The sequence below is a fragment of the Agrococcus sp. DT81.2 genome (assembly GCF_049844935.1).
GTDB lineage: Bacteria > Actinomycetota > Actinomycetes > Actinomycetales > Microbacteriaceae > Agrococcus.
Genome location: NZ_JBNCLZ010000001.1, coordinates 150,911 through 176,039, shown reverse-complemented (window position 1 = coordinate 176,039; position 25,129 = coordinate 150,911). Strand labels below are relative to the sequence as shown.

The 25,129-nt window shown below is 70.0% G+C and carries 22 protein-coding genes and 1 tRNA gene; 11 read left to right on the top strand and 12 right to left on the bottom strand.

What is annotated here, in order from left to right; translation table 11 throughout:
- Nucleotides 1–84: 84 nt before the first annotated feature.
- A complete protein-coding gene (locus ACLQ21_RS00840; RefSeq protein WP_425660506.1) occupies nt 85–744 on the top strand; it encodes a copper resistance CopC family protein in 660 nt (219 codons plus the stop codon).
- Between the two features lie 65 nt (nt 745–809).
- On the opposite strand, the gene ACLQ21_RS00835 is transcribed toward ACLQ21_RS00840, so the two are convergent.
- The 3 genes from ACLQ21_RS00835 to tig form a co-directional block, all read right to left on the bottom strand.
- On the bottom strand, nt 810–1,475 hold the full coding sequence (locus ACLQ21_RS00835; protein WP_425660504.1) for an ATP-dependent Clp protease proteolytic subunit: 666 nt from the start codon (nt 1,473–1,475) through the stop codon (nt 810–812).
- The gene (locus ACLQ21_RS00830) at nt 1,475–2,116 is read right to left on the bottom strand and encodes an ATP-dependent Clp protease proteolytic subunit (RefSeq protein WP_425660502.1); all 642 of its coding nucleotides are present in this window, start codon (nt 2,114–2,116) and stop codon (nt 1,475–1,477) included. Before ACLQ21_RS00830 ends, ACLQ21_RS00835 begins: the two co-directional genes overlap by 1 nt.
- A 123-nt stretch (nt 2,117–2,239) precedes the next feature.
- Nucleotides 2,240–3,592 (bottom strand): trigger factor, encoded by a 1,353-nt coding sequence (tig, locus tag ACLQ21_RS00825; protein ID WP_425660500.1) that lies wholly within the window; start codon nt 3,590–3,592, stop codon nt 2,240–2,242.
- A 203-nt stretch (nt 3,593–3,795) separates the two neighbouring features.
- On the opposite strand from tig, the gene sigK reads away from it, so the two are divergent.
- From sigK to ACLQ21_RS00800, 5 genes are all read left to right on the top strand, one after another.
- Nucleotides 3,796–4,344, top strand: a complete 549-nt coding sequence (gene sigK / locus ACLQ21_RS00820; protein WP_425660498.1) for an ECF RNA polymerase sigma factor SigK — start codon at nt 3,796–3,798, stop codon at nt 4,342–4,344.
- Nucleotides 4,341–5,183 carry an anti-sigma factor gene (locus tag ACLQ21_RS00815; RefSeq protein ID WP_425660497.1) on the top strand — a complete coding sequence of 281 codons (843 nt, stop codon included), beginning with the start codon at nt 4,341–4,343 and terminating at the stop codon, nt 5,181–5,183. Before sigK ends, ACLQ21_RS00815 begins: the two co-directional genes overlap by 4 nt.
- 87 nt (nt 5,184–5,270) lie before the next feature.
- Nucleotides 5,271–6,203, top strand: coding sequence for a DMT family transporter (locus ACLQ21_RS00810; protein WP_425660495.1), 933 nt, complete (start codon nt 5,271–5,273; stop codon nt 6,201–6,203).
- Between the two features lie 147 nt (nt 6,204–6,350).
- Entirely contained in the window at nt 6,351–6,860 is a 510-nt protein-coding gene (locus tag ACLQ21_RS00805) for a DUF664 domain-containing protein (RefSeq protein ID WP_425660494.1), read from the top strand.
- Nucleotides 6,861–7,057: 197 nt separating this feature from the next.
- Entirely contained in the window at nt 7,058–8,374 is a 1,317-nt protein-coding gene (locus ACLQ21_RS00800; protein WP_425660492.1) for a hemolysin family protein, read from the top strand.
- Nucleotides 8,375–8,381: 7 nt separating this feature from the next.
- Here ACLQ21_RS00800 and ACLQ21_RS00795 read toward each other — a convergent pair whose 3' ends face one another.
- Complete coding sequence (locus ACLQ21_RS00795; RefSeq protein WP_425660490.1) at nt 8,382–8,873, bottom strand: hypothetical protein; 492 nt, start codon at nt 8,871–8,873, stop codon at nt 8,382–8,384.
- Nucleotides 8,874–9,389: 516 nt separating this feature from the next.
- Between ACLQ21_RS00795 and ACLQ21_RS00790 the strand changes: the two genes are divergently transcribed.
- Both ACLQ21_RS00790 and ACLQ21_RS00785 read left to right on the top strand, forming a co-directional pair.
- Nucleotides 9,390–10,283, top strand: coding sequence for a universal stress protein (locus tag ACLQ21_RS00790; protein ID WP_425660488.1), 894 nt, complete (start codon nt 9,390–9,392; stop codon nt 10,281–10,283).
- Nucleotides 10,284–10,475: 192 nt separating this feature from the next.
- A complete protein-coding gene (locus ACLQ21_RS00785) occupies nt 10,476–10,805 on the top strand; it encodes a hypothetical protein (protein ID WP_425660486.1) in 330 nt (109 codons plus the stop codon).
- A 523-nt stretch (nt 10,806–11,328) separates the two neighbouring features.
- Here the strand turns inward: ACLQ21_RS00785 and ACLQ21_RS00780 are convergent.
- The 6 genes from ACLQ21_RS00780 to ACLQ21_RS00755 form a co-directional block, all read right to left on the bottom strand.
- Nucleotides 11,329–12,840, bottom strand: coding sequence for a tripartite tricarboxylate transporter permease (locus ACLQ21_RS00780; RefSeq protein ID WP_425660484.1), 1,512 nt, complete (start codon nt 12,838–12,840; stop codon nt 11,329–11,331).
- Between the two features lie 19 nt (nt 12,841–12,859).
- Nucleotides 12,860–13,429, bottom strand: coding sequence for a tripartite tricarboxylate transporter TctB family protein (locus ACLQ21_RS00775; RefSeq protein ID WP_425660482.1), 570 nt, complete (start codon nt 13,427–13,429; stop codon nt 12,860–12,862).
- Nucleotides 13,429–14,421 carry a tripartite tricarboxylate transporter substrate binding protein gene (locus ACLQ21_RS00770; RefSeq protein ID WP_425660480.1) on the bottom strand — a complete coding sequence of 331 codons (993 nt, stop codon included), beginning with the start codon at nt 14,419–14,421 and terminating at the stop codon, nt 13,429–13,431. The genes ACLQ21_RS00775 and ACLQ21_RS00770 overlap by 1 nt, the downstream gene beginning before the upstream one ends.
- 96 nt (nt 14,422–14,517) lie before the next feature.
- Complete coding sequence (locus ACLQ21_RS00765; RefSeq protein ID WP_425660478.1) at nt 14,518–16,275, bottom strand: hydantoinase B/oxoprolinase family protein; 1,758 nt, start codon at nt 16,273–16,275, stop codon at nt 14,518–14,520.
- The gene (locus ACLQ21_RS00760; RefSeq protein WP_425660476.1) at nt 16,272–18,311 is read right to left on the bottom strand and encodes a hydantoinase/oxoprolinase family protein; all 2,040 of its coding nucleotides are present in this window, start codon (nt 18,309–18,311) and stop codon (nt 16,272–16,274) included. The genes ACLQ21_RS00765 and ACLQ21_RS00760 overlap by 4 nt, the downstream gene beginning before the upstream one ends.
- A 28-nt stretch (nt 18,312–18,339) precedes the next feature.
- Nucleotides 18,340–19,488, bottom strand: coding sequence for an FAD-dependent oxidoreductase (locus tag ACLQ21_RS00755; protein WP_425660475.1), 1,149 nt, complete (start codon nt 19,486–19,488; stop codon nt 18,340–18,342).
- Between the two features lie 341 nt (nt 19,489–19,829).
- Between ACLQ21_RS00755 and ACLQ21_RS00750 the strand changes: the two genes are divergently transcribed.
- Both ACLQ21_RS00750 and ACLQ21_RS00745 read left to right on the top strand, forming a co-directional pair.
- Nucleotides 19,830–20,594, top strand: a complete 765-nt coding sequence (locus ACLQ21_RS00750; RefSeq protein ID WP_425660473.1) for a MurR/RpiR family transcriptional regulator — start codon at nt 19,830–19,832, stop codon at nt 20,592–20,594.
- Entirely contained in the window at nt 20,591–21,733 is a 1,143-nt protein-coding gene (locus ACLQ21_RS00745; RefSeq protein WP_425660471.1) for an NAD(P)/FAD-dependent oxidoreductase, read from the top strand. The genes ACLQ21_RS00750 and ACLQ21_RS00745 overlap by 4 nt, the downstream gene beginning before the upstream one ends.
- 443 nt (nt 21,734–22,176) lie before the next feature.
- Here ACLQ21_RS00745 and ACLQ21_RS00740 read toward each other — a convergent pair.
- Both ACLQ21_RS00740 and ACLQ21_RS00735 read right to left on the bottom strand, forming a co-directional pair.
- Nucleotides 22,177–22,254 (bottom strand) — tRNA-Pro (locus ACLQ21_RS00740).
- 181 nt (nt 22,255–22,435) lie between these two features.
- Nucleotides 22,436–24,229: a cytochrome c biogenesis protein CcdA gene (locus ACLQ21_RS00735; RefSeq protein WP_425660469.1), complete on the bottom strand. Its 1,794-nt coding sequence runs from the start codon at nt 24,227–24,229 to the stop codon at nt 22,436–22,438.
- A gap of 177 nt (nt 24,230–24,406) precedes the next feature.
- Here ACLQ21_RS00735 and ACLQ21_RS00730 point away from each other — a divergent pair, with 177 nt between their 5' ends.
- On the top strand, nt 24,407–25,102 hold the full coding sequence (locus tag ACLQ21_RS00730; protein ID WP_425660468.1) for a fasciclin domain-containing protein: 696 nt from the start codon (nt 24,407–24,409) through the stop codon (nt 25,100–25,102).
- The last annotated feature ends 27 nt before the right edge of the window (nt 25,103–25,129 follow it).

Here is a 25,129-nt window from a genome sequence, read left to right as displayed (position 1 = left end):
GTGCACCGAGCCTAGAACACGCCGCTGACACGAGCGACGACCACGCCGTGGCCGCCCACATCCGCCTCTTCTATGCTTGGGGGCATGTTCGCAGCCATCCTCGCCGTCGGCGTCACCGTGCTCCTGCCCGCCCACGCATCCGTCACCGGCACCACGCCGCAGGACGGGGCCACCGTGATCGACCAGCCCGGCACGCTGAGCGTCACCATGAACGAGGAGATCATCGAGGTGCCCGGCGGTGAGAGCACCAACCTGCTGCAGCTCACCGACGACGCGGGCCTCCACTACGGCGACGGCTGCACCTCGATCGAGGGCGACACCATCTCGCTCGACGCCGAGCTGGGGGACGCCGGGCGGTACACGCTCGCCTATCAGGTCGTCTCCTCCGACGGCCACCCCGTCTCGGGCCAGGTCGCCTTCACCTTCGAGCCCGCCGAGGGCGCCGTCGACGCCGTCGGCTCGGCGCGAGCTCCTGAATGCAACGAGGGCGTGCAGGAGGAGACCACGGGCGCGACCGAGAGCGAGCCGACGGGTGCCGCGGCAGCTCCGGCCGCCACCGCGACCTCCGACCAGGGCGAGGACCTGGGCGATCCCGAGTCCACGCAGGCTCCGGGCGTCGACCCCGGCACAGACTCGTTCGGGGCTCTGCCCCAGGTGGGCGTGTTCGTGCTCGCCGGGCTCGCAGTGCTCGCCTTCGTCGCCTACCGGCTGAACCGGCGTCGGAAGCACATCGACGAGGCTTGACGCGCACCGCGCAACACGAAGGGCCGGCCCCGCTGGGGCCGGCCCTTCGTGGTGTCGCGCGCGGCTCAGCCGACGAGCTGCGGCGCCGTCTTCCTGCTGGTCAGCACCTGGTCGATGAGGCCGTACTCGAGCGCCTCCTCGGCCGACAGGAACGTGTCGCGCTCGATGTCCTTCGACACCTTCTCGACGTCGTGGTTCGAGTGCTTCGAGAGCGTCTCCTCGAGCCACCCGCGCATGCGCAGCACCTCGCGCGCCTGGATCTCGATGTCGGATGCCTGGCCGCGGCCGGCGTCGGACGTCGCGGGCTGGTGGATGAGGATCCGCGCGTTGGGCAGCGCGAGCCGCTTGCCGGGCTCGCCGGCCGCGAGCAGCACGGCCGCAGCCGAGGCCGCCTGGCCGAGGCACACGGTCTGCACCGCGGGACGGATGTACTGCATCGTGTCGTAGATCGCCGTCATGGCCGTGAACGAGCCGCCGGGCGAGTTGATGTACATGACGATGTCGCGGTCCGGGTCCTGCGACTCGAGCACGAGCAGCTGGGCCATGATGTCGTCGGCGGACGCGTCGTCGACCTGCACGCCGAGGAAGATGATGCGGTCCTCGAAGAGCTTCGCGTAGGGGTCCTGGCGCTTGAAGCCGTACGGGGTGCGCTCCTCGAAGCTGGGGAGGATGTAGCGCGAGCCGGGCATCTGCAGCGCACTGCCGCCCGCCTGGAATGTGGGAGTCTCCATCAGTTGCCCTCCTGGCCTGCCGTGCCGCTCTCGCTGGCGGGGTTGGGGTCGATCACGTCGTGGTCCGTGCCGCCGCCGCCGGTGACGTCGGACGCCGACTCGCGGACGTGGTCGACGAATCCGTACTCGAGCGCCTGCTTCGCCGTGAACCAGCGGTCGCGGTCGCCGTCCTCGTTGATCTGCTCGACGCTCTTGCCCGTGCGCTCCGCGGTGATCTCGGCGAGGCGCTTCTTCATGTCGAGGATGAGCTGCGCCTGCGTCTGGATGTCGCTCGACGTGCCGCCGAAGCCGCCGTGGGGCTGGTGCAGCAGCACGCGCGCGTTCGGCGTGATGTAGCGCTTGCCGGGGGCGCCGGCGGTGAGCAGCAGCTGCCCCATCGACGCGGCCATGCCGATGCCGACGGTGACGATGTCGTTGGGCACGAACTGCATCGTGTCGTAGATCGCCATGCCGGCCGTGATCGAGCCGCCGGGCGAGTTGATGTACAGGAAGATGTCCTTGTTCTGATCCTCGGCGGCGAGCAGCAGGATCTTCGCGCAGATCTCGTTCGAGTTGTCGTCGCGCACCTCCTCGCCCAGCCAGATGATGCGATCGCGCAGCAGCCGGTCGAAGACCGACGGCGCGAAGACGGGTTCAGCCACGGGTGACTCCTTCTCTCGATTCGTCTCAACCCTAGGCGGCGGAGGGAGTGCGATCTGCCGTGTTCGCCGCAGGCGGAGGCATGCGAAAGGGCCGGGCGCACGGCCCGGCCCTTCGCTCGATGATCAGTCCTCGGCGTGCTGCGCGGCGAGCTTCGCCTCGGCCTCGCGGATGGCGCCCTCGACGTCATCCTCGTCGACCTCGTTCGACGGCAGGAAGTCCGACAGGTCGACCGTCTCGCCCTTGTCGTCGACGACCGTGACGCGGCCGAGCAGCACCGACAGCGTCTTGCCGCGGAGGATGTCGCCCAGCAGCACGGGCAGCTGGCCGTTCGACTCGAGCGCGGTGACGAGCTCCTGCGGCGCCATGCCGTACTGCGCGGCCTGCTGCACGATGATCTGCGTCAGCTCCTGCTGCGTGACCTGCAGGCCCTCCTCCTCCGCGAAGCGGTCGAAGAGCATCTGCTGCTTGAGCACCTTGCGGGTCTCCTGACGCACCTCCTCGCCGTGCTCTGCGTCGTCGGCGCGGCTCTCCGCCTCGAGGTGGCGGACGACCTCGTCCTCGACGACCGCCGTCGGCACCTCGATCTCGACCGCCTCGACCAGCTCGTCCTGGAGGCGCTGGCGCGCCTGCTCTGCCTGGCCCAGGCGGCCGCTGCGGCCGGCCTGCGCCTTGAGGTCCTCGCGCAGCTCATCGATGGTGTCGAACTGGCTCGCCATCTGGGCGAAGTCGTCGTCGGCCTCGGGCAGCTCGCGCTCCTTGACGGCCTCGACGACGACCTTGACCTCCGCGTCCTTGCCGGCGTGGTCGCCGCCGACGAGCTTCGACGTGAAGGTGGTCTCCTCACCGGCGGTGAGCGACTCGACGGCCTCGTCGATGCCGTCGATCAGCTCGCCCGAGCCGACCTCGTACGAGATGCCGCTCGCGGTGTCGACGACGTCGCCGTCGATCGATGCGGTCAGGTCGAGCTGCACGAAGTCGCCCTTGGCGGCGGGGCGGTCGACCGTGACGAGCGTGCCGAAGCGCCCGCGCAGCTCGTCGAGCTCCTTGGCGACGGCCTCGTCGCCGACCTCGATCGCGTCGACGGTGATCGTGCGGCCCTCGACGGTCGGCAGGTCGAAGTCGGGGCGGACGTCCACCTCGATCTCGAGCACGAGGTCGCCCGAGAAGTCCTTGACCTCGGGCCACGACGTGACGTCGGCCTGCGGGCGGCCCATGGGGCGGATGCCGGCCTCGGCGACGCCCTGGCGGTAGAACTCGTCGATCGACTCGGAGACGGCCTGGTTCAGGATGTCCTCGCGGCCGACGCGCTGGTCGATGATCGCGGAGGGGACCTTGCCCTTGCGGAAGCCGGGGACGCTGATCTGCTCGGCGACGGTCTTGTACGCCTGGTCGATCGCGGGCCGCAGCTCCTCCGGCTGCACCGCGATGGTGAGCTTCGTGCGCGTGTTCTCGATCTTCTCGACCGTGGTCTTCACGAGGTGGTCTCCTGGGGTTCGTCGGTGGGCGGGACGCTCTGCCCGCGACGCGCTTGGGCACGCCGGATCCGCCGCGAGAGGGCGGACCACCGTCCGAGTCTACCGGCCGTCCGGGTGCGCGCTCCAATCCGGGCGTTCGCCCGCGACGAACCACCGGCATGACCGCGCTGGCCCTCGTCGCTCCGCCTGCAATACTCAGGCTCGTGGAGACGACCCTCGAGCAGTGCCTCGTGCGCGCCGCCGAGGGCGATCAGCGGGCCTTCGCGGAGCTGTACGACGCGTCGTCGTCGCGCGTCTTCGGACTCGTGCTGCGCATCCTCGTCGATCGCGCGCAGGCCGAGGAGGTCGCGCAGGAGGTCTACCTCGAGGCGTGGCGGCAGGCGAAGCGGTTCGACCCGGATCGTGGCGCCGCCATCAGCTGGCTGCTGCAGATCGCGCATGCCCGCGCCGTCGACCGCGTGCGCGCCTCGCAGTCGCAGCGCGACCGCGACGCCCGCATCGGCGTGCGCGACACCCCGGTGCCGGTCGACACGGTCGCCGAGCACGCAGAGGTCGCGCTCGAGTCGGCCCGCGCGCGCAAGGCGCTCCGCGAGCTGAGCGACCCGCAGCGCGAGGCGATCGAGCTCGCCTACTTCGACGGTCTGACGCAGACCGAGATCGCCGAGCGTGTCGGGGCGCCGCTCGGCACGGTCAAGACGCGGCTGCGCGACGGCATGGTCCGGCTGCGCGGCATCCTGGGGGTGACGGCATGAGCGACGACCAGCGGTCGATCGACGACCTCGCGGCGGCGTACGCGCTCGATGCGCTGAGCCCGGCCGAGCGCGCGCGCTTCGAGGCGGAGGCCTCCCCCGCCGCCCGCGCCGAGGCGGCGGAGCTCGCCGACACGGCGGCGCTCCTCGCCGGCGACCCGGCCGCCCCGCCGCCGTCGCTGCGCGCATCGGTGCTCGACGCGATCGCGCGCGAGCCGCAGCTGCCCGCGGTGGCTCCCGCAGCGGCGCCGACCCCGCTCGCGGCGCCCGCGGTGCCCGCCGCGGTCGAGCCGGTGTCCGTCGAGCCGCGCGGCGCCGACGGCCTCGGCACCGACGGCTACGGCGGCGCCCCGCGGCACGCATCCACAGGTCCCGGACCGGCGGAGCGGCGCGCCAACGCTCGCTGGCGGCCGCTGCGCACGCTCGGCGCGATCGCCGCGAGCGCCGCGCTGCTGCTCGGCGGCGTCGCGCTCGGCTCCCAGCTGGGTGGCGACTCGCGGCAGGAGGCGCTCGGCGCTGTCGTGAGCGCCGCGGATGCCGAGCGTAGCGAGGTCGCGCTGCCGGACGGGTCCACCGCGACGGTCATCTGGTCGACGGAGCGCGGCCAGTCGGCGATCCTCTTCGACGGACTCAGCGCCCCACCCGAGGGCAGCACCTACCAGGCCTGGTACATCGACGAGGACGGGCCGCAGAGCGCCGGCACCTTCGAGGCGAGCGGCGGGGCGACCGCCTTCCTGCTCGACGGAGCGCTCACGGCCGGCAGCGCCGTCGGCGTGACGGTCGAGCCGGAGGGCGGCTCAGACGCGCCCACGACCGATCCGATCCTGGTCGTCGAGACGTAGCGCACCGCTCGTCGGGTCTTGCCGGTCGACGACGCGGCCGCCGGCCGCCGTCTCGAGACCGACCCGTGCACTGCGATACTCGACCCGATGACCGAGCCGCCCGCCCCGCACGAGCCCGACGCGTCGAGAGGCAGGCTCGGCCCCGTCGCGATCGTGGTCGCGTCGGTCGCGCTCGTCGTCACCTGGAGCTCCGGCTTCGTCGGCGCCGAGCTCGCGGCGCGCGCCGGCGGGGAGCCGATCACGGTGCTCGCCTGGCGCTTCGTCGTGCTCGCAGGGCTGCTCGTCGGCGCGATGCTCGTGCTGCGGCGCCGCTGGCCCGGGCCGGGGAGCTGGCTGCGGCAAGGCACGATCGGGCTGCTGAGCCAGGCCGCCTACCTACTGCTCATCTTCGAGGGCGTTCGCGCGGGCGTCGACGGCGGCACGGCCGCGCTCATCGCCGCGCTGCAGCCGATGCTGGTCGCGACCGTCGCCGGGCGCGTGCTCGGCGAGCGCGCGACGGGGTGGATGTGGGGCGGCATGGTGGTCGGGCTCGCGGGCGTCGCGCTCGTGGTCTCCGGCGCGCTCGGGGGTGACGGCGCGCCCCTGTGGGCGTACCTGCTCCCCTTCGGAGCCGTCCTCGCGCTCGGGGCCGGCACGGTGCTCCAGCGCCGATGGCATCTGCACGACGACCTCCTGCAGACGATCACCATGCAGGCGCTCGTCGCCGGTGCCTCCTTCATGCTCGTGGCGATGCTCCGTGGCCACGCGACGCCGCCGAGCACCGGGGATGTCTGGTTCGCGGTGCTCTGGCTCGTCGTGCTCGCGAGCCTCGGCGGCTACGTGCTGTTCGTCACCGTCAACCGCTCGCACGGCGCGACGTTCGTCAGCACGATGCTGTACCTGACGCCGCCGACGACCATGCTGTGGGTGCTGCTCGTGTTCGGCGTGCCGGTCACGCCGCTCGGCATCGCGGGCCTCGCCGTCGCGGCCGTCGGCGTCGCGATCGTGCTCGTCGCGCAGCACCGCGCGGGTCGTCGCTGACGGCTGGCTCACAGGCGGAGGCGATTCGGGCCGCGAGGCACGGGCAGAGGCGCCGATCGCCCCAGGGGCCGAACCGGACCTCCGCCGTGACGGGGCCGCGTATCCGTGAGATGGTCCGTCGAGACCCGCGACGATCGAGGAGACGACATGGCCACCGACCTGCTATCCAGCCTCGACTTCGCGCGCCGGGATGACCCCTCGCCGCAGGCCGACGTGCACGCGAGCCTGCTCGACTGGCTGGCATACCAGCGGCACGAGTTCCGGCGGAAGTGGCGCGACCTCTCCCCCTTGCAGCTGACGTCGTGGTCGGTGCCGCCGCTCGAGCTGTCGGTGCTCGGCCTCATCCGGCACATGCAGCAGATGGAGCACCACTACCTCACGTGGGGGCTCGGCGGCGGCGAGCGGGTCGCGGCCTACGGCGAGGACGACTACGCGGGCGGTTCCCTTGAGACGGTCGAGGCGGATGTGCGGCTCTACCTCGAAGAGGTGGAGCGAGCGGATGCCGCGATCGCGGTGATGGCTGGGCTCGACTCCCCCGGCCGCGGCAGCGCCGCACCGCTCTCGCACGTGCTGGTGAAGATGATCGACGAGTACGCGCTGCACAGCGGCCAGGCGCACATGCTGCGGTTCGCGGCGCTCGGACGGGTGCAGCGGTAGCCGCTCGATCCCGATGATGATGGACACGACGCCGGTCGTCACCACAGGAGTCGCCGCGGCCGAGCACAGCCGCCGCCTGAGGCCGGCCGGTACCCTGCGTCCATGCAACGCAACGAGAGCGCGCCGTCGCCCGACGGTCATAGTCCCAGCGCCCAGGTGATCCTGGGCGCGCCCTCCGAGCCGGGCCGGACTCTTCGATGACGGAAGAGCTGGCGCTCAACATCGCTCTCGTCGTCGCCTTCGTCCTGATCGGCGGCGTGTTCGCAGCCACGGAGATGGCGCTCGTCACCCTTCGCGAAGGGCAGATCAATGCGCTCGCTGCTCGCGGCAGGCGAGGGGCGAAGGTCGCGGCCCTCGCGCGCAACCCGAACACGTTCCTGTCGGCCGTCCAGATCGGCGTGACGGTCGCGGGCTTCGCGTCGGCTGCGTTCGGCGCCTCGGCGCTCTCGCCCTCTGTCGCGCCGCTGCTGACCGGCGTCGGTCTCGGTGAGCAGGCCGCGGACACGGTCGCGACCGTCGTGCTCACGCTGCTCATCGCCTACCTGTCGCTCGTGCTCGGGGAGCTGGCCCCCAAGCGCCTCGCCCTCCAGCGCAACGCGACCTTCGCGTATGCCGTGGCGCCGGTGCTCAACGGCTTCGCGATCGTCATGAAGCCGGTCATCTGGTTCCTCTCTGTCTCGACCAACGTGGTCGTGCGACTGCTCGGCGGCGACCCGCACAAGACCGGCGAGGAGATGACCGAGGATGAGGTGCGCGACATCGTGTCGAGCCACGCCGGCTTCCCGGCCGAGGAGCGGCGCATCCTGGACGACGTCTTCTCCCTGCGCGACCGTCAGCTGAGCGAGGTCATGCGACCGCGCCCCGAGGTCGTCGCGCTCGACAGCACGTCCTCCATCCAGGAAGCCGCCGAAGCCGTGCGGGACCAGCCCTACTCGCGCTACCCGCTCCTCGACCGCACGATCGACGACATCACCGCGTTCGTCCACATCCGCGACCTCTTCGATGCAGTGCAGCGGGGCTCAGCAGCAGCACTCGCCGACATCGGCCGACCCATCCCCTACTTCCCGGCGACCGCGAGGGTGCTGCCCACGCTGAGCACGATGCGCGCGGAGGGACATCACATCGCCGTCGTCGTCGACGAGTACGGCGGCACCGACGGCATCGTCACGCTCGAGGACCTCCTCGAGGAGGTGGTGGGCGAGATCTTCGACGAGTACGACACCGACACGGTGCCTGGCGAGCTTCCCACCGAGGGCGGCACCGTCGACGGGCGCCTCAACTTCCAGGACTTCGAGGACGCCACCGGCATCCGCCTGCCGCAGAGCGCTGCCGACACCGTCGCGGGCTTCGTGATCGAGCGCCTCGGCCGCCTCGCCCGCACGGGCGACGTCGTCTCGGTCGACGGCGCCACGCTGCAGGTCACGGCGATCGACCGCCGCCGGATCTCCGAGCTCCTCGTCACCCCGCATGCCGAGCCCGCGTCGCACGACGGTGAGGAGTCACCGCGGGATTGACGCCGACTCAGTGGCTGGTCGTGCCCCTGCGGGATTCCAGGTCCGGGGTGATGAGCGCATCCGCCGCCATCCCCGTCACGAGCGAGTAGACGGCCTTGTGGGCCACGTCGATCAGCTGCTCCTGTCGTGGCCAGGTCGGCGGGGGCGCACCCACGCCGGTGACGTTCTCGAGCGTCTGGTCGAACGCGAGCCGGACGACGGTGTGCTTCACGTTCGCCAGCGGCCCTCGGATGGCGACGACCGCCCACACGCCGCGCAGTGCACCGAGGACCGCACCAGTGCCCCAGTGCACGGCGTGGTTCCAGATCGGGGACTGCGGCCCGTCCCCCGGAGAGCGACCGGTGAGGGCGAGCAGCGTCCTCGCCGGCACGTACGAGTTCGGCCGCTTCGTGACCGCCTGCTCCGCCTTCTCACCGAGGGTCATGGCGGCCACGCCGACCAGCCCGCATGCCGCTCCCACGAGCGCGGCTCTGCCCAGCTGTGCTCCTCTGCTCGACATGGCGACCTCCTCGTCGACAGCGCTCGGACGCCCGAAGGCCTCCTTGTCGTCGGAACACTAGCGCCGGGCGGCGGCCGACACCACCGGCTCCGCCTGTGCTCGCGCGTCGCTGCGCGCGGCCCGACAGCGGACAGCCCTTGCACGCCGATCCACCAGCGTGGCAGCGAGCAACTGCGCCAGCCACTCCCGGTACTCGGCGTGCGTCCATCCTCGTGACTACGCGGCCAGCTTGCGGCGAGGATCTGCCTGCTCGATGACCTTGCGGATGCACGGCTTCGCCAGTCGTCGGAGCAGCTCGCGTCGTGCTCAGCGGATGCACGGACCCCGCGCCCCGGTCAGTTCGAACCAGCCGTCCTGCCGACGCCGTCGTCGGGCGCACACAAAGATGCTCTGCGGGACCGCATCCCCGCTGCTCATCACTCCGCTCGGAGTGCGGATCCGATCATCACCCCTGCCGGAGCGCGGTGGGCGCGGCGAGAATGACGGTGTCCGACGTGAGCTGAAGGGAGCCTGCTGATGGCCGAGAACGTTGTGGTCGCCGTGGACGGTGGCACCGCGAGCACGGCTGCCCTCGACTGGGCGGTCGATCGAGCGCGGAGCGTGGACATGCGCCTGGAGATCATCACGGTGGTCGACATCGACTGGATACCGCAGACGGGTCCGGATCCGGTGCTGCACGAATCTGAGCGGATCGTGCAGGAGGCCGGGAAGAGGGTCGAGCTCAGCGACGTGCCGGTGGACTTCTCGACCACCGTGCACCACACCCGGCCCGTCGCTGGACTGCTGGACGCCTCACGGCGCGCGGACCTCCTGGTGATCGGCTCGCACAAGACCCGAGGGATGACCGGACTGATCAACGGAACGCTGCCGTTGGCGGTCGCAGCGAGGACGCACTGTCCGCTCGTCGTCGTGCCCGTCGACTGGGAGCCGGGCGAGGGCCGGGTGGTCGTGGGCGTCGACGAAGAGACCGGCACCGCTGCGATGGCGTTCGCGGCGGTCGAGGCTGAACGGGCGGGGACGACCCTCCTCGCGGTGCGCGCCTGGGACATTCCGCCCCTGGTCTACGGCGCGTGGGCCGCGCTCGAGTCTCCGTTCGACGCCGTCGAGGCGAGCGAGCGCACCATCCTCGACACCGCGGTGACACGCATGCGGGCCGAGCATGAGCGGCTCGCGATCGATGCGGTGCTCGAACAGGGCCGCCCGTCGGTGGTGCTCGCCCAGCACGCAGACGGCGCAAGGCTGTCCGTGGTCGGCACCCACGGGCGGCGAGCGATCGCCAGCCTCCTGCTGGGGTCGGCAGGGCACGACCTCCTCATGAACATGCCCAGTCCTATCGCGGTCGTCCCGGACCGGGTCCGCCCCGAGCACGACGAATCCCTTGAACCGCCAGGCACGGGGAGCGCTCGATGATGGGGCCGGTGGAGGAGGCGTGGTGCAGGCGGTGATCGTCGTCGAGTCGATCTGGGGGAACACTGAGTCGATCGCGCAGGAGATCGCAACCGGAATCGGCGACGGGCGCAGAGCAGTGATGTCAGCCGCTTCAGCGCCGAGCGCGCTGGAGGCCGATGTCGACCTGCTCATCGTGGGACGCACGCGTTCTCGATGTCGACGGCGCGCACGCGCGAGGCTGCAAAGCAGCAGGGCGCCGAACGAATTCCGGCGCGCGGCATCCGAGCGTGGATCGCAGCGCACGCGTCGCCGCCGCGCGCGATCGCGGTAGCCCCCGTCGACACCCTGGTGGTCGTTCCGCGGTTGCCGGGGTCCGCGGCGAAGAAGGCGATGAAGCGGCTCGTGGCGCTCGGCTACCGACCGGCCATCGAACCGGAGACGTTCGGCGTGCAGGGATACGCCGGCCCCGTGGCCGACGGGGAGCTCGAGCGCGCTCGCCGCTGGGGCGCGAAGCTGCGCCAGCTCGTCGGCCGCGACGCGTAGAACAGATGCCGCCTGCGCCCACCGCTGTTCCAGCGGGACGCTTCAGAAGCAGTCGGGGCGACAGGATTCGAACCTGCGACTTCCCGAACAAACCGCCGCCAGCTGAGCCAGTAACGCTTGAGGATCGAAGCATCGTCCTAGACCGTAAATGCACGATTCGTACCCGTCAAGACCGCTACGGATGCACATCAGGGGACACCGTTCGGGCACGGCAGCCGTCGCGCCGGGCTTCGCCCGCGGACCGATCCAGCCGGCCACGCCGGCAACGCGTTTGAGCGGCAACATGACCAAGCGGAGGGCGGCCCGTTCCCCGATGCCGACATGATCGTCATCCTCGATCCAACACCGCCTGGCGGGCGCCAACGTGCTGATCGAGCGTCTGGCTAGCTCAGCCGGTCAAAGCGGGGTCTGATCGAGTTCGAACAATCCGCATCAGGCGCGCTCTCCGATCAGCATCTCGCAGCGGTGCACCGACCCGCGCCCTGAGCGGCGACGAGACGCCCGCGCGACGTCTCCATACGGCTCACTGGCGCACGAGCGCGACCTGCGCGGGAGCGCGCTGCGCACGCGCCGTACGGACAGCCCGCAGGATCGCGAATACCACGGTCGCCGCGGCCGCGAGCGCGAACGCCATGAAGATCGGACGCTCGACGAAGAACGTCGGCGACATGGTGAAGGACTGACGCATGGTCTCCTGGAAGGACGGTCCGAGGATGAAGCCCATAACAAGAGGCGCGAGCGGCAGCTTCGCACGGTCGAGCAGCAGGGCGATGAAGCCGAACGCCGCACACACGCCGACGTCGAACATGCTGTTGCGCTCGAGCAGCGAGCCGATGAGGCAGCAGACGATGACGATCGGTCCCATGATGCTGAAGGGCACTTTCGCGATCTTCGCCCACAGCCCGACGAGCGGAAGGTTGAGCACGAGCAGGATGACGTTCGCGACCAGGAAGCTCGCGAGCACGCCGGCAGTGAACTCCGCCTCTTGCGTGAACAGCATCGGACCGGGCACGAGCCCGTAGACGAGCAGCGCAGCGAGGATCAGCGCCATCGACGGACCAGTGGGGATACCGAGGCTGAAGAGGGGTACGAAGCCGCCCATCGCCGCTCCGTTGTTGGCTGCCTCGGGGCCTGCGATCCCCTGGATCGCGCCCTTGCCGAACTGCGAATTGCCGCGTCGCTCAGCACGGCGCCGCTCCCAGCTGTAGTTGAGGAACGAGGTGATCGAGGGCAGCATGCCTGGGATCAGCCCGAGGAAGAAACCTTGGAACGTTCCTCGCACGGTCGGTCCGACGGCGGCGCGCCGTTCGTCCCGGGTCGGGAGCAGCGATCCGACCGCGGGGACCTTCACGTCAGCGTTGCGCTGGACGAGCGTCTTCAGAATCTCCCCGATGCCGAACAGGCCGATCATCACCGGCACGACGCTGAACCCCTGCGCGAGCGTCCACGATCCGAAGGTCATCACCTGCGCACCCGAGATCGCGTCGTATCCGACGATCGAGAGGAGGATGCCGAGTACAGCCATCGCGAGGCCCTTGACGAGCGAGCCGGCCACCAGTCCGGAGATCGCCGTGAGCGCGAACAAGATCAGCCCGAACTGCTCGGGCGGCCCGAAGGCGAGCGCGACCCGAGCGAGGGTCGGTCCGATGATCATCACGCCGATCGTCCCGACGACGCCGGCGACGAACGACGACACCGCGGCAGTGGCGAGCGCGGCTCCGGCCCGACCGCGCTTAGTCAGCGGGTACCCCTCGAGCGCGGCGGGCAGCGACGAGACCTCCCCAGGGATGTTGAGGAGGATCGCCGTGGTCGAGCCTCCATACATGCCGCCGTAGTAGACGGCTGCGAGCATCAGGATGCCCGAGACGGGGTCGAGATAGGTCGTGATGGGGAACAGGACGGCGATCGCGGTGACCGGCCCGAGACCGGGCAGGACGCCGAAGAAGGTGCCCGCGAAGCAGCCGAGGAAGGCGATCGCGAGCCGCTCGGGCGTGAGGATGGCGGCGAATCCGGCGAGGATCACGTCTGGGGTCATAGTGCGACTCTTCCTAGGGTCATGAGAGCAGGTACCAGAGGGCACCAGCCGGGACGAGCACGCCGACGAGCGCGAACAGCAGTGCGAGCGCACCGCCGATGGCCACCCCCGCGATCACGCCCACCCACCACTTCCGCCGCGCCACGACGATGACGTAGCAGGTGCAGAACAGCGCGGTAGCCAGCGCGAAGCCGATCCACGGCAGGAGCACGATCCAGGCGACCACGAGGGCACCGGTGATCAGCAGGACTCGAGCGATCTCGCGCGGTGGGAGGGACGGCAGCTCCGTCTGGAACCGTTCCTCGACGTCACGTCCGGCCGCCTCCTCCTCGGCCACGATCACCTGGGCGATCGAGGTGACGACCGATTCCGCGACGAACCTCCGATCCTGGCGGACCGCAAGCGCCACGAGTGCGAGCAGCGCAAGTCCCGCTGCGCCGACGAACCAACCGGCGGCGCTCTCCGGTCCGACACCGGCGGCCTGGACGATCAGCAAAAGGCCGTTGCCCAGCGCGATCAGCGCAGCGGCGCCGAGCAGGACGTACGCCCACGTCTCTGGCGATCGAGCCGGACCGGAGAGCCGAGCCATCAGCTCACCAGTGCGTTCAGCTCGCCGAAGGTCTGAGCCTCCTCGTGCACCCGCGTGTCGAGCTCTTCACCTGTGACGATGTCGACCGTCATGCCGAGCGTCTGGAAGGAGTCGTCGAGCGCTCCTTCCTCTCCGAGCTGCTCGAGCGTCCCTGCGAGCGTCTCGACGACCGAGTCGTCTAGGCTGGCCGGCCCAGAGAGCCCTACCCAATACGTCATGTCGAGCTCGGGGTAGCCGAGCTCAGCGGTGAGCGGCAGGTCGGGGTAGTTCGGGTCGGCGCCGGTCAGCGCCAGCGGCACCAGGTCACCGGAGGAGTACAGCGAGGCGATCGCGCTCGTACCTCCGGACGCGAGGTCGACGTCGCCGGCAGCCGCGGCCTGCATGGCGTCACCAGAGCCGGAGAACGGCACTCGGATCACCTCGGCGGGGTCGACCCCGATCGCTTGCAGCAGCTGCAGCGTCGCGAAGTCGCTCGTCGACGTGCCGCTCAGCCACGCGACGCGGAAGCTGCTCGGGTCGGCCGCCGCCTTCTCCTCCAGCTGCTCGATCGTCGTGATGCCACTGCCGGCGCCGACCGCGTAGGCGTGCGCCCCGCTCGCCACTCGGGCGATGAACGTCCGGTCATCCCACGCGTAGGGCAGGTCGGGCAGCAGCGACTGGACGGTCGACGAGCCACCGCCGTCGGCGAGCAGCGTGTAGCCGTCGCCCGCAGAGCCGACGACATTGCTCACCGCTGTCACCTGCTGAGCGCCAGTCTGATTGGTTGCGTTGAATGGCTGGCCGAGCTCGGTCGAGAGCGCCTCGGCCATCGCGCGCGCGGCGAGATCGGTCGCTCCGCCGGCGCCGAACGGCAGGACCAGGTCGATGGCCCGCGTCGGGTAGTCGCTCTGCTCCGCACTGCCTCCGGGCAGATCGGCTGCGCACGCGCTGAGCGCGAGCGCACCAGCGGCGATCAGTGCGATCGCTGCGTGTCGGGGTCGTGTGGTGGTCATGGTCTCTCCTCGATGAGCGATGGGTCGATGGATGCTGCGAATGGCACTGCTACGGCTCGGTGGATGCGGTGTCATGACCGGCGACGGTGACACGGATCAGCCCGCCTTCCGCTGTGCCCGCAGCGTCGAGGTCGCGAGCAGGTCGACGGCGTTGCCCTGGAGCACGACCGCGTAGACATCGCGAGCGGCGCTCTCGCTCACGCGCCCGTCGAGCACGTCGGTGAGCACAGCCTGCGGGTCGCGCTCTAGCGGTGAGCCGAAGCCCCCGGCACCCGGGCTCTGCACGCGCATGATGTGACCGCGCCGAAGCGCGACACCGCTGACGCGCCCCCCGGGGAGCACCTGCTCGTCGGGCTCGCCCGGCCGCACCGTGAAGCGTCCCGGTGTGCCATCGCTGCCACCCGCGTAGCCCGCTGGCGGCAGGGACTGCCGGTCGGCATGGGCGGAGAACTCCGCGCCATCTCCCAAGATCCTGATGTCTCGACGGATGGCGAGTCCTCCTCGGTGCTTGCCCGCACCCCCTGAGTCCTGCACCAGCTCGTATGCTTCGACGAGCAACGGATATTCGGTCTCGAGCGACTCGATCGGTAGGTTCGACGAGTTGGTGACGTGCACCTGCACCGCATCGAGCCCGTCGGCCTCGGGGCGGGCGCCTGCCCCGCCGGCGATGACCTCCGGGTAGACGTAGAAGTCGTCGCCGAGACCCGAGAAGTTCACGTACGTGATCGAGGAGTGGCTGCCCGCGGGGATCCGGTCGGGAAGCGCCTGCGCGAGTGCGCCGAAGATGGCATCGACGACGCGCTGGCAGGTGTCGGTGCGAGCGGCGACCGGGGCCGGCGGACGCGGGTTGAGGATCGTGCCCTCCGGAGCCGAGATTTCGACGGCGTCGAAGAAGCCTCCGTTCGCAGGGATGCCAGGGTCGAGCGCCGCCTTCAACGCGTAGTAGACGGTCGCCTCGAGCGCACTCCGCACGACGTTCACCGCGACGCCCGCCTCCCGCCCAGTGCCGGCGAAGTCGAGGGCAATCCCGTCGCCCGCCACCCTGACGGTCGCCACGATCGCGATGCGGTCCTCGCCCGCACGGTCGGGATCGAGCCAGTCGGTGAAGCTGTACTCCCCGTCCGGCACTGCTCTGACGGCGAGCTGCAGGCGACGCTCCGCATACTCCAGCAGCTCATGGCTCGCGATCTCGACGACCTCGGTCCCGTACTTATCGTGCAGCTCGACGAATCGCTGAGCACCGATCGCCGCGGCCGACTGCTGAGCGAGCAGGTCGCCGTAGCGCTCCTCCGGGAGGCGGGAGTTGAGCAGCACGAATGCGAGCACGTCATCGACGACATGGCCTTCGCTGACGATCTTGACCAACGGGATCCGGAGGCCCTCCATGAAGAGCGTGGTCGAGTCGCCCGAGTTGCTGCCGGGTACGTGTCCGCCGACGTCCGAGTGATGCGCGATGTTGGCGCTCCACCCGACGATCGCTCCGTGCGAGAACACGGGCGCCACCATGGTGATGTCCGGCAAATGCGTGCCTCCGCCGGCATACGGATCGTTCGTGATGAAGACGTCGCCCGGCCGGATCGCGATGCCCTCGTAGCCCGGAATCCGACCGCTCAGCCGCCCGACCGCGCCCGCCATCGACCCCATGTGGATGGGGATGTGCTCCGCTTGCGCGATTAGGCGACCGCTGCCGTCGAAGATCGCGGTGGAGCAATCAGCGCGCTCCTTAATGTTCGTCGAGTAGCTGGCTCGACGCAGCATCGTGCCTGCTTCTTCAGCGATGGACAGCAATGCGTTGCCGATCACCTGGACGGTGATCGAGTCGACGGCCTCCCGTCGCGATTCTGTCGTGGTCACGCGTGCACCTCCACAATGAGCGTTCCGAAGGGGTCGACCACTGCCCGAGTGGCCGGAGGAAGTACGGTCGTCGAGTCCTGCTGCTCGATCACCGCCGGTCCGACGATGACGTCGCCCGCCCGAAGCAGCTCGCGATCGTGGATCGTTGCAGACACCGCACCGACCTCCTCGAAGCGAACCTCGCGGTGGGCGATCACGGAATCGCGATCTCCGGCACCGCGCTCCGCGAGCAGCGGTGCGACGGGCGGCTCCACCGGCTGGGCCGCGACGACGGTCACGTTGACGATCCGCACTGTGCTGCCCGGATGCGCGAAGCCGTAGCTGCGCCGATGCGTCTCGTGGAAGCGCTGGACGATCTCGTCGAGGTCTGAGTCACGGATGTCGCCGTCACCGACGTCGACCTGCAACTCGAAGTTCTGCCTCTGGTAGCGCATGTCCAGCACGAACCGGGTGGAGCGCTCGCCCGTGGGGATCCGCTCTCGGTCGAACCACGCTTCGGCGGCCTCCGAGAGCTCGCCGATCACCGCTCGCAGCGGTGCCGCGTCCCCGTCGAGGTCGATCAGGCTCGAGCGCAGGAGCTCCGTGCGCACCTCGCTGACGAGCAGGCCGAGCGCGCAGAGCGTGCCAGGGTGCGGCGGGACGAGCACCGTGCGCATGCCGACCTCGCGTGCGACTTCGATCGCGTGCAGCGGGCCTGCGCCTCCGTAGGCCACGAGGGCAAGGTCTCTCGGGTCGTCCCCGTTGTCGACGCTCACCTGACGGACAGCCCGCGCCATGTGCGAGTTCGCCACTCGGACGACGCCGAGCGCCGCATCGTGCACCTCCGCGCCGAGGCCGGCGCTGATCTCGTCCATGACACGCTCGGCGGCGCTGAGATCGAGCCGCAGGCCGTCTCCGATGACCTGCTCGGGGTTCTGCCTGCCGAGCAGCACATTGGCGTCAGTCACCGTGGCGCGGGTGCCGCCGAAGCCGTAGGCGGCGGGTCCAGGCTTGGCGCCCGCGCTGCGGGGCCCGACCTGCAGCGCACCGGCGCCATCGACGCGCGCGATCGATCCGCCGCCCGCGCCCACGGTGTGCACGTTGGCGCTCGGCGTGCGGACGACATAGCCGTCGATGCTGCGCTCGCTTGCGACCAGCGCGCGCCCGTCTCGCACCAGGCACACGTCTGTGCTCGTGCCACCCATGTCGAACGTCACGAGGTCCCGGTGCCCCGATTGTGCCGCGACCCATGCCGCCCCGAGCACCCCTGCGCTGGGACCGGACAGCAACGTCGTGACCGGCCTCCGGACGATCGAGTCCGGCGAGACGACACCGCCGTTCGACTGGATGATCTTCGGCGAGACGGTGACGCCAATCTCCCTCGAGCGCTGCTCGAGCCGGGACACATAGCCGTGCATCCTGGGACCGACGAAGGCGTTGATCACGGTGGTCGAGAGGCGCTCGTACTCGCGGAACTCCGGTGCCACCTCGCTCGACCGCGTGACGTACCGGTCGGGGAATCGCTGCTGGATCGCCTCCGCGACCACGCGCTCGTGCTCTTCGTCGCGATAGCTGTGCAGAAAGCAGATCGCCACGGCATCGACATCGACGGCTGAGAGCTCGAGCAGCAGGCGCTCGAGGTCATCGGCGCGCACCCCCCGAATCTCTGTGCCGTCGCCCGCCAGCCGCTCGTCGACCTCGAACACCAGCCGACGTGGCACGAGCACCCGGGGCTTCTGCGCGAAGAGGTCGTAGAGGCTCGGGCGCTTCTGTCGCGCGATCTCGAGCACGTCCCGGAAGCCTCGAGTGACCACGAGCGCCGTCGACGAGCCGCTGAGCTCGAGCAGGGTGTTCGTGGCCACCGTGGTGCCATGACCCAGGTACTCGACGGTCGACGCCCGAGCGCCGACGCGATCCAGCACCCCTCGCACCCCTTCCGCGAGTGCGACGGATTGGTCGCTCGGCGTCGACGGGATCTTCCCGATGTGGAAGACACCGTAATCATCGAGTGCCGTGATGTCGGTGAACGTGCCGCCGACGTCTACTCCGATTCGCATCGCGAGTGTTCCTCTCTCTTGTGGCCCGTCACGGGCCGACAACCGTCTTGATCGGATTGGGGGCGAAGCCGCGCACGACGCCATCGAGTTCGAGCCTCGGCGGTTCGCCGAGTGCACGATGGATCGCGTGCTCGGCCAGCACGGGTGCGAGCTTGAAGGCCTGGCCGGAACCGCCGGCGAGCACCCAGGCGTCGTCGAGCCCGGCGACCCGGTCGAGCACGATGCGGTAGTCCGAGGTGTATCCCTCCACGAACGAGGCGACCTTGGTTCGGCGCCCGATGCCTGGCAGAGTCTCGCGGAGCAGCGGCTCGAGCTCCGAGCCGTAGTCCTCCTCGACTGCTGGTAAGGGCGCTTCGACGTCATCGACGGTCGCCTTCGGCAGGTGCAGGTTGATCTTGATGCCGTCGGCGTCGGTCTGCGGGAAGAAGGAGTAGCGCAGCGCGCCGCTGCGCCGCAGCCCGACGGGGAACCGCTCAGGCGTCGCGGCAGCAGGCGCGGTCGTGCTGAACCACTGCAGGACGACGCGGCGCAGCTCGACGATGCCGGCGAGGTCGGGGACGAGGCGACTCGACCACGAGCCGGCTGCGACGAGCAATCGCCGCGCTCGGATGCGTCGACCTGAAGCGCAGACCACCTCGGTGCCACCCGCGACCGGGCGGATCGCGACCGCCGCGTCTCCGTAGTGGAGCTCTGCGCCCGCGGCGACCGCCTCCGATGACACCGCGGCGGTGATCGACTGGGGCAGCAGCAGTGCACCGCCGGGATCGGCGATCGCGACGTCGCCCGGCAGCAGCCGGTGCTGCGCCCAGCGCTCACGGAGCTGAGCAGCGGTGAGCACCTGGTGCGGGATCCCGTGCTCCTCGGCCGACAACCTGGCCGCGAGGACCTCGGGATCGTCCTCGCTGCCGATCAGGAGTGCGCCGTGTCGGCGCATCACCTGGCTGGGGTGGCGCGCCTCGAGCTGCTCCCACGCGCGACCGGCTGCCTGCAGTGCGGGGAGGTAGTCGCCGCCGAAGGTGTAGACCATTCGGAAGATTCGCGTACGCCCGCCAGTCGCTCCGAACTCATGTGCGATCCCGTGCGGTTCGACCCCGACGACGTCGAGGCCACGCGTCGCGGCCTCCCTCGCGGCATGCACGCCGAGTGCGCCAAGACCGATGATCGCAAGGTCATGCATCGAGGGCTCCTCTCTCCGGCGTCCTTGCCATGGTTGTTGTTTGTACTACATCTGATCCAACATGTGTAGTGTTTCGGTCAGATTACTCGTGAACGACGATCGTGCGACGGGCGTGCATCCCGGTGGGCAGCCGTAGCATGACCGCATCCGGAACCGACGATGGAGACTCGATGAGCATGGATGCCGCGACCGAGTCGCTGTATGCCCGCGCGACTCGCTTGGGTCCGCAGCTTCCCGGCGCGCTCTCTCAAGTCGCGGCGTTCTTCGCGATGCACCCCGACCAGGTCGCCGGATCCTCAGCGCTCGAGATCGCCGCGGCGGTTGGCACGAGCGACGCCAGCGTGATCCGCACCGCGCGTGCACTGGGGTACGCCGGCATGAAGGGCGTCCGTCAAGCCGCGCTCGCGCTGATAGCGCAGCGCGCGGACCCTGGCGAGCTGCTCCAGAGGCGCATGCACTCCACAGCAGAGGGGTCTCATCTGCGGCAGGTGGTCACGGATTCGGCACACGCGATTGAGCAGTTCCGTTCGACGTTGGACGACATCGACTGGGAGGGCGTGGTCGACGCCGTCGCGAACGCACGCAAGGTGTTCTGCTATGGGCTGAAGCCGGTAGGCTACATCGCCGACTACCTCGCGTTCTTCCTCGTGCGTACGGGCCTCGACGCCCAGTCGTCGAAGACGACGGGCGTGCTGCTCGCTGACGAGCTCCTACGAGTGCACGAGGGTGATGCCGTGATCGTGTTCGCGCCCATCCGACAGTTCGACGAAGTCGCGACCGTCGTGAGAACAGCTCGGCAGGAGGGCGCGACGGTCATCCTCATCACCGAGGCGATCGGCATGCCCATCCGCACGGAAGCCGACTACGTCATCACGACCGCTCCGACGTCGTTGACCGCTGCGAGCGACGCCAGCATCCCGCTCGCGATCGCTCACGCTCTCGTCACCGCGGTCTCGGCTCGGAACCCGGCGCGGGCACTGGCTGCGCTCGATCGCCTCAATGCACTCCGGCCCGCCGTCACGCACCAACGTGCGCGGCTCACCGCCCAGCGGCTCGGCATCCCTACGACCGACGACGCCAATGCCGATGCGGAGCTGGACGCATGACTGACGCCGACGTCGCCATCGTGGGCGGCGGCATCGTGGGGACAGCGCTCGCAAGCGAGCTGGTGCGTCGCGGACGACGGGTCGCGCTCGTCGACTCCGGTCGAGCCGGCACGACGGCAGCGTCCTATGGGTGGATCAACAGTCACAAGAAGCACCCCATCGAGTATCACCAGCTGAACATGGCCGGGGTGGCCGCCTGGCGCGCCATCGCCGACCGGCATCCGTCGGTCGTCTCTTTCGCGGGTCATCTCGAGATCGCGGAGGACGAAGCGCACCGCAGGAGCTTGACGCAGCGCGTTGAACGCCTCCAGGAGCTCGGCTACGGAGCACGATGGTCGTCGGTCGCGGATGCGCGCGACGCCGTCCGGTGCACTATCGCCCCGGACTCTCTCGTGGCTGCGTTCGACGAGGGCCATGCGTTCCCGCTCCGCTGGGTCGCACACCTGAGCGACCAGCTCGCCTCGGCCGACGGGTTCGAGCGCCGACGCGCGACCGTTACGAGGATCGAACCCGGCCGCTACGGGGCCGAGCTCGTGCTCGAGGATGAGTCGCGGATCCGGGCGACCGACGCCGTCGTCTGCGCCGGCAATGGCTCAGAAGCGCTGGTCGCGTCAGCCGGCGGCGCGCTGCCGCTCGTCGAGCCTCTCGTCGACTCCGCAGCTTTCGGCTACTTGGCCGATGTCTCGGCGCCGGGCCATGGCATCGACCGTATGGTAACCACGGACGTAGTCGGGATCCGCCCGGGCGATGACGATCTGTTGCTAGTGCAGGCACTCGATCTCGATCAAACCGCTGAGGTCGGGGCTCCGGCTCCGCCGGGCGTAGCAACCGCCCTCGAGCAGCGCATCGCCGCCCTGCTCCCTCACACCGCGCCACGCGTCCGCGCCATTCGCGTCGGGCACCGGGTCATCCCCGCAGACGGCCGCACGGCCGCTGGGCGCATCCGAGCCGGCAGCCGAGTGTGGGCGATCGTGACGCACAGCGGTGTCGTGCTCGCGCCATGGCTTGCCTCGGTGCTTGCGGACGAGCTGTGCGGTGCGCCGCGCGACGCACGACTCGCGAGCTTCCAGCCGGCGCGCTTCCTCGACGGCGATGCCGCGACGGCGCCGACCGCGCCACGGCGACCGGGCGACCAGTAGCCGCCCGCTCCCCTACTGCTCGGCGCTAATGACCGGATCCCATCGCTCAGCGCGCACGAGCTTCGACGGCCACCGGGTCTTCGGCCAGCGCCAGCACGAGCAGCGAGAGCTCGAGCGTCGTGTCGATGCGCACGTCGAGCGCCATACCACCAAGCACATCTGCGGGGCGCAGCTGACGGAGCGGGGCTCCAACTGGTGATGCACGAGGAGCATCTGCGGGGTGCGGGAGGCTGGTCTTGCTCGGCGTGTCGGGACGGCATCCACCGCGGGACCGTCGCGTGACGATGCGTGGAGGTACGTTGCGATCTGAACGAGCTGTATCGGGAATCCCGGAACCGACGCGAAAGTGGCCAGTAAGAGGGCACTCGGCGCTCTCCGGAGCTCCCACCGAGGCGTCGCAGAGCCGAGATTCCGCTAGATACCGGGGGTTGAGGGTGTTGCGCTGGTCGGGGCGACAGGATTCGAACCTGCGACTTCCCGCCCCCAAAGCGGGCACTCTAGCCAAGCTGAGCTACGCCCCGTACGGGATCGCTCCCACACGAGTGGCGAGTCTACCGGCGAGCGGCTCCGCTGCGGCCCACGGCGGCGCCGCCGACCTGGCGACGGGGACCCCTTCCACCGATCGGGACCCGGTGCACCGGGTCCCGATCGGTGCAAGGGGTCCCGCTGACGGCGGAGGGCCCACCGAGCTCGCCCCGCGGATCACCCGAAGGTGAACGAGTACGCCTCGACGCCGGCCGGCACGGTCACCTCGATGGTGCCCTTCTGGCTCGCGTCGGAGCGCAGCAGCTCGTACGACCTCGGCGTGCCCGACACGGCGATCTCGACGCGCTCGCCGTCGACGACTGCCACCACCGTGCCCTCCCCTGCCAGCACCATCCGCACCTCCTGCCCGCTGTACTGCAGGCGGATGCGCGCCTCGTCGCCCCGCGGGGTCGCGAACTGCGTCTCGAGCTGCCAGGCGCCGTCGAGCGCGAAGCTGTCGAGCGGCTGCTCGGCCGGGTAGGCGAAGGCCTCCGTCTGCGTGGAGTAGCGCTCGTCGCCGCCGAAGTTCTGCACCTTCGTCGTGCCGAGGTACGACTCCGGCGTGATCTCGGCGACCGCAGGAGTGTCGTCGGCGAGCTCTGTGACCGGCGGCAGCTCGACGCCCGGGTTCGCCTGCTCGAGCAGCTCGCGGATCATCTGCTCGCCCTCCCGGTACTGGCCCTCGCCGAAGTGCACGTTGCGCACGGTGCCCTCCGCGTCGACGAGGTAGCGGGCGGGCCAGTAGGCGTTGCGGTAGTTCGTCCAGGTGGAGAGCGAGTTGTCGATCGCGACCGGGTACTCGATGCCGAGCGCCGCCGCGCCCGCGACGACGTTGCCGCGCTCCTTCTCGAACGCGTACTCAGGGCTGTGGACGCCGATCACCTGCAGCCCCGCGTCCGCGTACGCGTCGTGCCACGCGTTCATGTGCGGCGTCGAGCGCTGGCAGTTGATGCACGAGTACGCCCAGAAGTCGATGAGCACGACCTGGCCGCGGAGCTCCGCGAGGTCGATCGGCTGGTCGCCCTCGGTGTTGAACCAGGAGTCGATGCCGCGGATGCTCGGGGCAGTGCCGCACTCCTGCAGCGCGGTGGCGCCCGGGTCGCACAGGTCGAGATCCTGGTTCTCCTCGGTCTCGAGGCCGCCGATCGAGATCGCCTGCTGCACCTCCTCGTTGTCGGCGATGTACTCCTGGATTGCCGAGGTGTAGTCGGGCACGAGTCGCTGCAGGCGGGCGGGCACGTCGAAGACGAGCCCGAGGGCGAGCAGCAGCATGAGCGCACCCGAGACGATCCGGATGATGCCCTGGCGCTTGCGGAACGCCGCGATGCGCTCGGCGAGGCCACGACCCGCGAGCGCGAAGAACAGCAGCGGCAGCGCCGCGCCGATCGCGAACGAGACGGTGAGCACGACCGTGTCGGGGCCGATCTGGCCGGTGGAGCCGGCGACGGTGATGGCGGCGAGCACCGGGCCGGCGCACGGCACGTAGACGGCGCCGAGCGCGAGGCCGAGCGGGAAGCCCTGCAGCTTGGACGACTTCTCGCCCGCGGTCTGCAGGAAGGGCAGCTTCTCGAACGGCTTCTCGAGCAGGTGCTGCAGCCTCGGCACGATGAGGCCGATGCCGATGAGCGAGAGCACGATGATGCCCGCCCAGCGCAGCACGTCCTGCGGCAGGCCGAGGAGGCTCAGCACGAGGCTGCCCGCGAGCGTCATGAGCGTGAAGCTGACGACGATGCCGGCGATCACCAGGTAGGGGCGCCAGCGGGAGACCGTGACGGCCGTTGTCTGCACGCGCGTCGCGGTCGCCACCCCGCCACCGGGGCCCGCCTCGTCCTGGTCGGCCGCCGCATCCGTCCCATTCGACCCGCGCGCGGACTGCATGCCGCCCGAGAAGAGGATGACCGGCAGCACCGGGATGATGCAGGGCGAGATGCCGGTGATGAATCCACCCAGCAATCCGATGAGGGCGAGCATGGTGCCTCCTTGGCGAGTTGCACGGTGTCGCAACTGCACAGCGTCGCAACTGCTCTGTCTTCGGCGCCCGAGCCGTCACGGATGGACTCCGACGGCTTCCAATCCGCCGCCCGGGGAGCTCCGAACCCCTGGCATCACCGGCTCGCACGGGCCGGCACCTCAACGAAGGAGAGCCTGATGCTCACCAAGAAGAACCCCAAGATGGCCGGCCTCGTGCTCGTCAGCGCGGCGACGTTCGTGCTCGCGGGCTGCTCGATGGGCGGCGCCACCACCACCGACGAGACGATGGAGCCGACGACGGCCCCGATGACCTCCGGCGAGCCGATGGAGACCGAGTCGGCCGAGGCGATGGACCCCGCCTACGACAACCTCGTCGGCGCCGGCTGCGCGATGTACGACGAGCAGGTGCCGGACGGCGCAGGCTCGATCGTCGGCATGTCGCAGGACCCGGTCGCGGTGGCGGCCTCGAACAACCCGATGCTCACGCAGCTCGTCGCGGCCGTGTCGGGCCAGCTGAACCCCGACGTCGACCTCGTCGACACGCTCAACGGCGATGAGTTCACCGTCTTCGCGCCGGTCGACGACGCCTTCGCCGCGCTGCCCGCCGAGACCGTCGAGACGCTGAAGACGCCCGAGGGCGCCGAGACGCTCAGCACAGTGCTGACGTACCACGTCATCCCCGGCCAGATCGCGCCGGACGCGATCGCCGGCACGCACACCACCGTCCAGGGCGAGGAGCTCATGGTCGAGGGCGAGGCCGACATGATGATGGTCAACGGCGACGCCGCGACCGTCGTGTGCGGCGGCGTGCAGACCGCGAACGCCACGGTCTACCTGATCGACTCGGTGCTCATGCCGCCGTCGATGGGCTGATCCGCAGCACGCTGATCTCCATGCGCG

What these genes read in the sequence shown, in the direction of transcription:
- ACLQ21_RS00840 (WP_425660506.1), top strand. Translation starts at nt 85, where the DNA reads ATGTTCGCAGCCATCCTCGCCGTCGGCGTCACCGTGCTCCTGCCCGCC.
- ACLQ21_RS00835 (WP_425660504.1), bottom strand. Translation starts at nt 1,475, where the DNA reads ATGGAGACTCCCACATTCCAGGCGGGCGGCAGTGCGCTGCAGATGCCC.
- ACLQ21_RS00815 (WP_425660497.1), top strand. Translation starts at nt 4,341, where the DNA reads ATGAGCGACGACCAGCGGTCGATCGACGACCTCGCGGCGGCGTACGCG.
- ACLQ21_RS00810 (WP_425660495.1), top strand. Translation starts at nt 5,271, where the DNA reads ATGACCGAGCCGCCCGCCCCGCACGAGCCCGACGCGTCGAGAGGCAGG.
- ACLQ21_RS00805 (WP_425660494.1), top strand. Translation starts at nt 6,351, where the DNA reads ATGGCCACCGACCTGCTATCCAGCCTCGACTTCGCGCGCCGGGATGAC.
- ACLQ21_RS00800 (WP_425660492.1), top strand. Translation starts at nt 7,058, where the DNA reads ATGACGGAAGAGCTGGCGCTCAACATCGCTCTCGTCGTCGCCTTCGTC.
- ACLQ21_RS00795 (WP_425660490.1), bottom strand. Translation starts at nt 8,873, where the DNA reads ATGTCGAGCAGAGGAGCACAGCTGGGCAGAGCCGCGCTCGTGGGAGCG.
- ACLQ21_RS00790 (WP_425660488.1), top strand. Translation starts at nt 9,390, where the DNA reads ATGGCCGAGAACGTTGTGGTCGCCGTGGACGGTGGCACCGCGAGCACG.
- ACLQ21_RS00785 (WP_425660486.1), top strand. Translation starts at nt 10,476, where the DNA reads ATGTCGACGGCGCGCACGCGCGAGGCTGCAAAGCAGCAGGGCGCCGAA.
- ACLQ21_RS00780 (WP_425660484.1), bottom strand. Translation starts at nt 12,840, where the DNA reads ATGACCCCAGACGTGATCCTCGCCGGATTCGCCGCCATCCTCACGCCC.
- ACLQ21_RS00775 (WP_425660482.1), bottom strand. Translation starts at nt 13,429, where the DNA reads ATGGCTCGGCTCTCCGGTCCGGCTCGATCGCCAGAGACGTGGGCGTAC.
- ACLQ21_RS00770 (WP_425660480.1), bottom strand. Translation starts at nt 14,421, where the DNA reads ATGACCACCACACGACCCCGACACGCAGCGATCGCACTGATCGCCGCT.
- ACLQ21_RS00760 (WP_425660476.1), bottom strand. Translation starts at nt 18,311, where the DNA reads ATGCGAATCGGAGTAGACGTCGGCGGCACGTTCACCGACATCACGGCA.
- ACLQ21_RS00755 (WP_425660475.1), bottom strand. Translation starts at nt 19,488, where the DNA reads ATGCATGACCTTGCGATCATCGGTCTTGGCGCACTCGGCGTGCATGCC.
- ACLQ21_RS00745 (WP_425660471.1), top strand. Translation starts at nt 20,591, where the DNA reads ATGACTGACGCCGACGTCGCCATCGTGGGCGGCGGCATCGTGGGGACA.
- ACLQ21_RS00735 (WP_425660469.1), bottom strand. Translation starts at nt 24,229, where the DNA reads ATGCTCGCCCTCATCGGATTGCTGGGTGGATTCATCACCGGCATCTCG.
- ACLQ21_RS00730 (WP_425660468.1), top strand. Translation starts at nt 24,407, where the DNA reads ATGCTCACCAAGAAGAACCCCAAGATGGCCGGCCTCGTGCTCGTCAGC.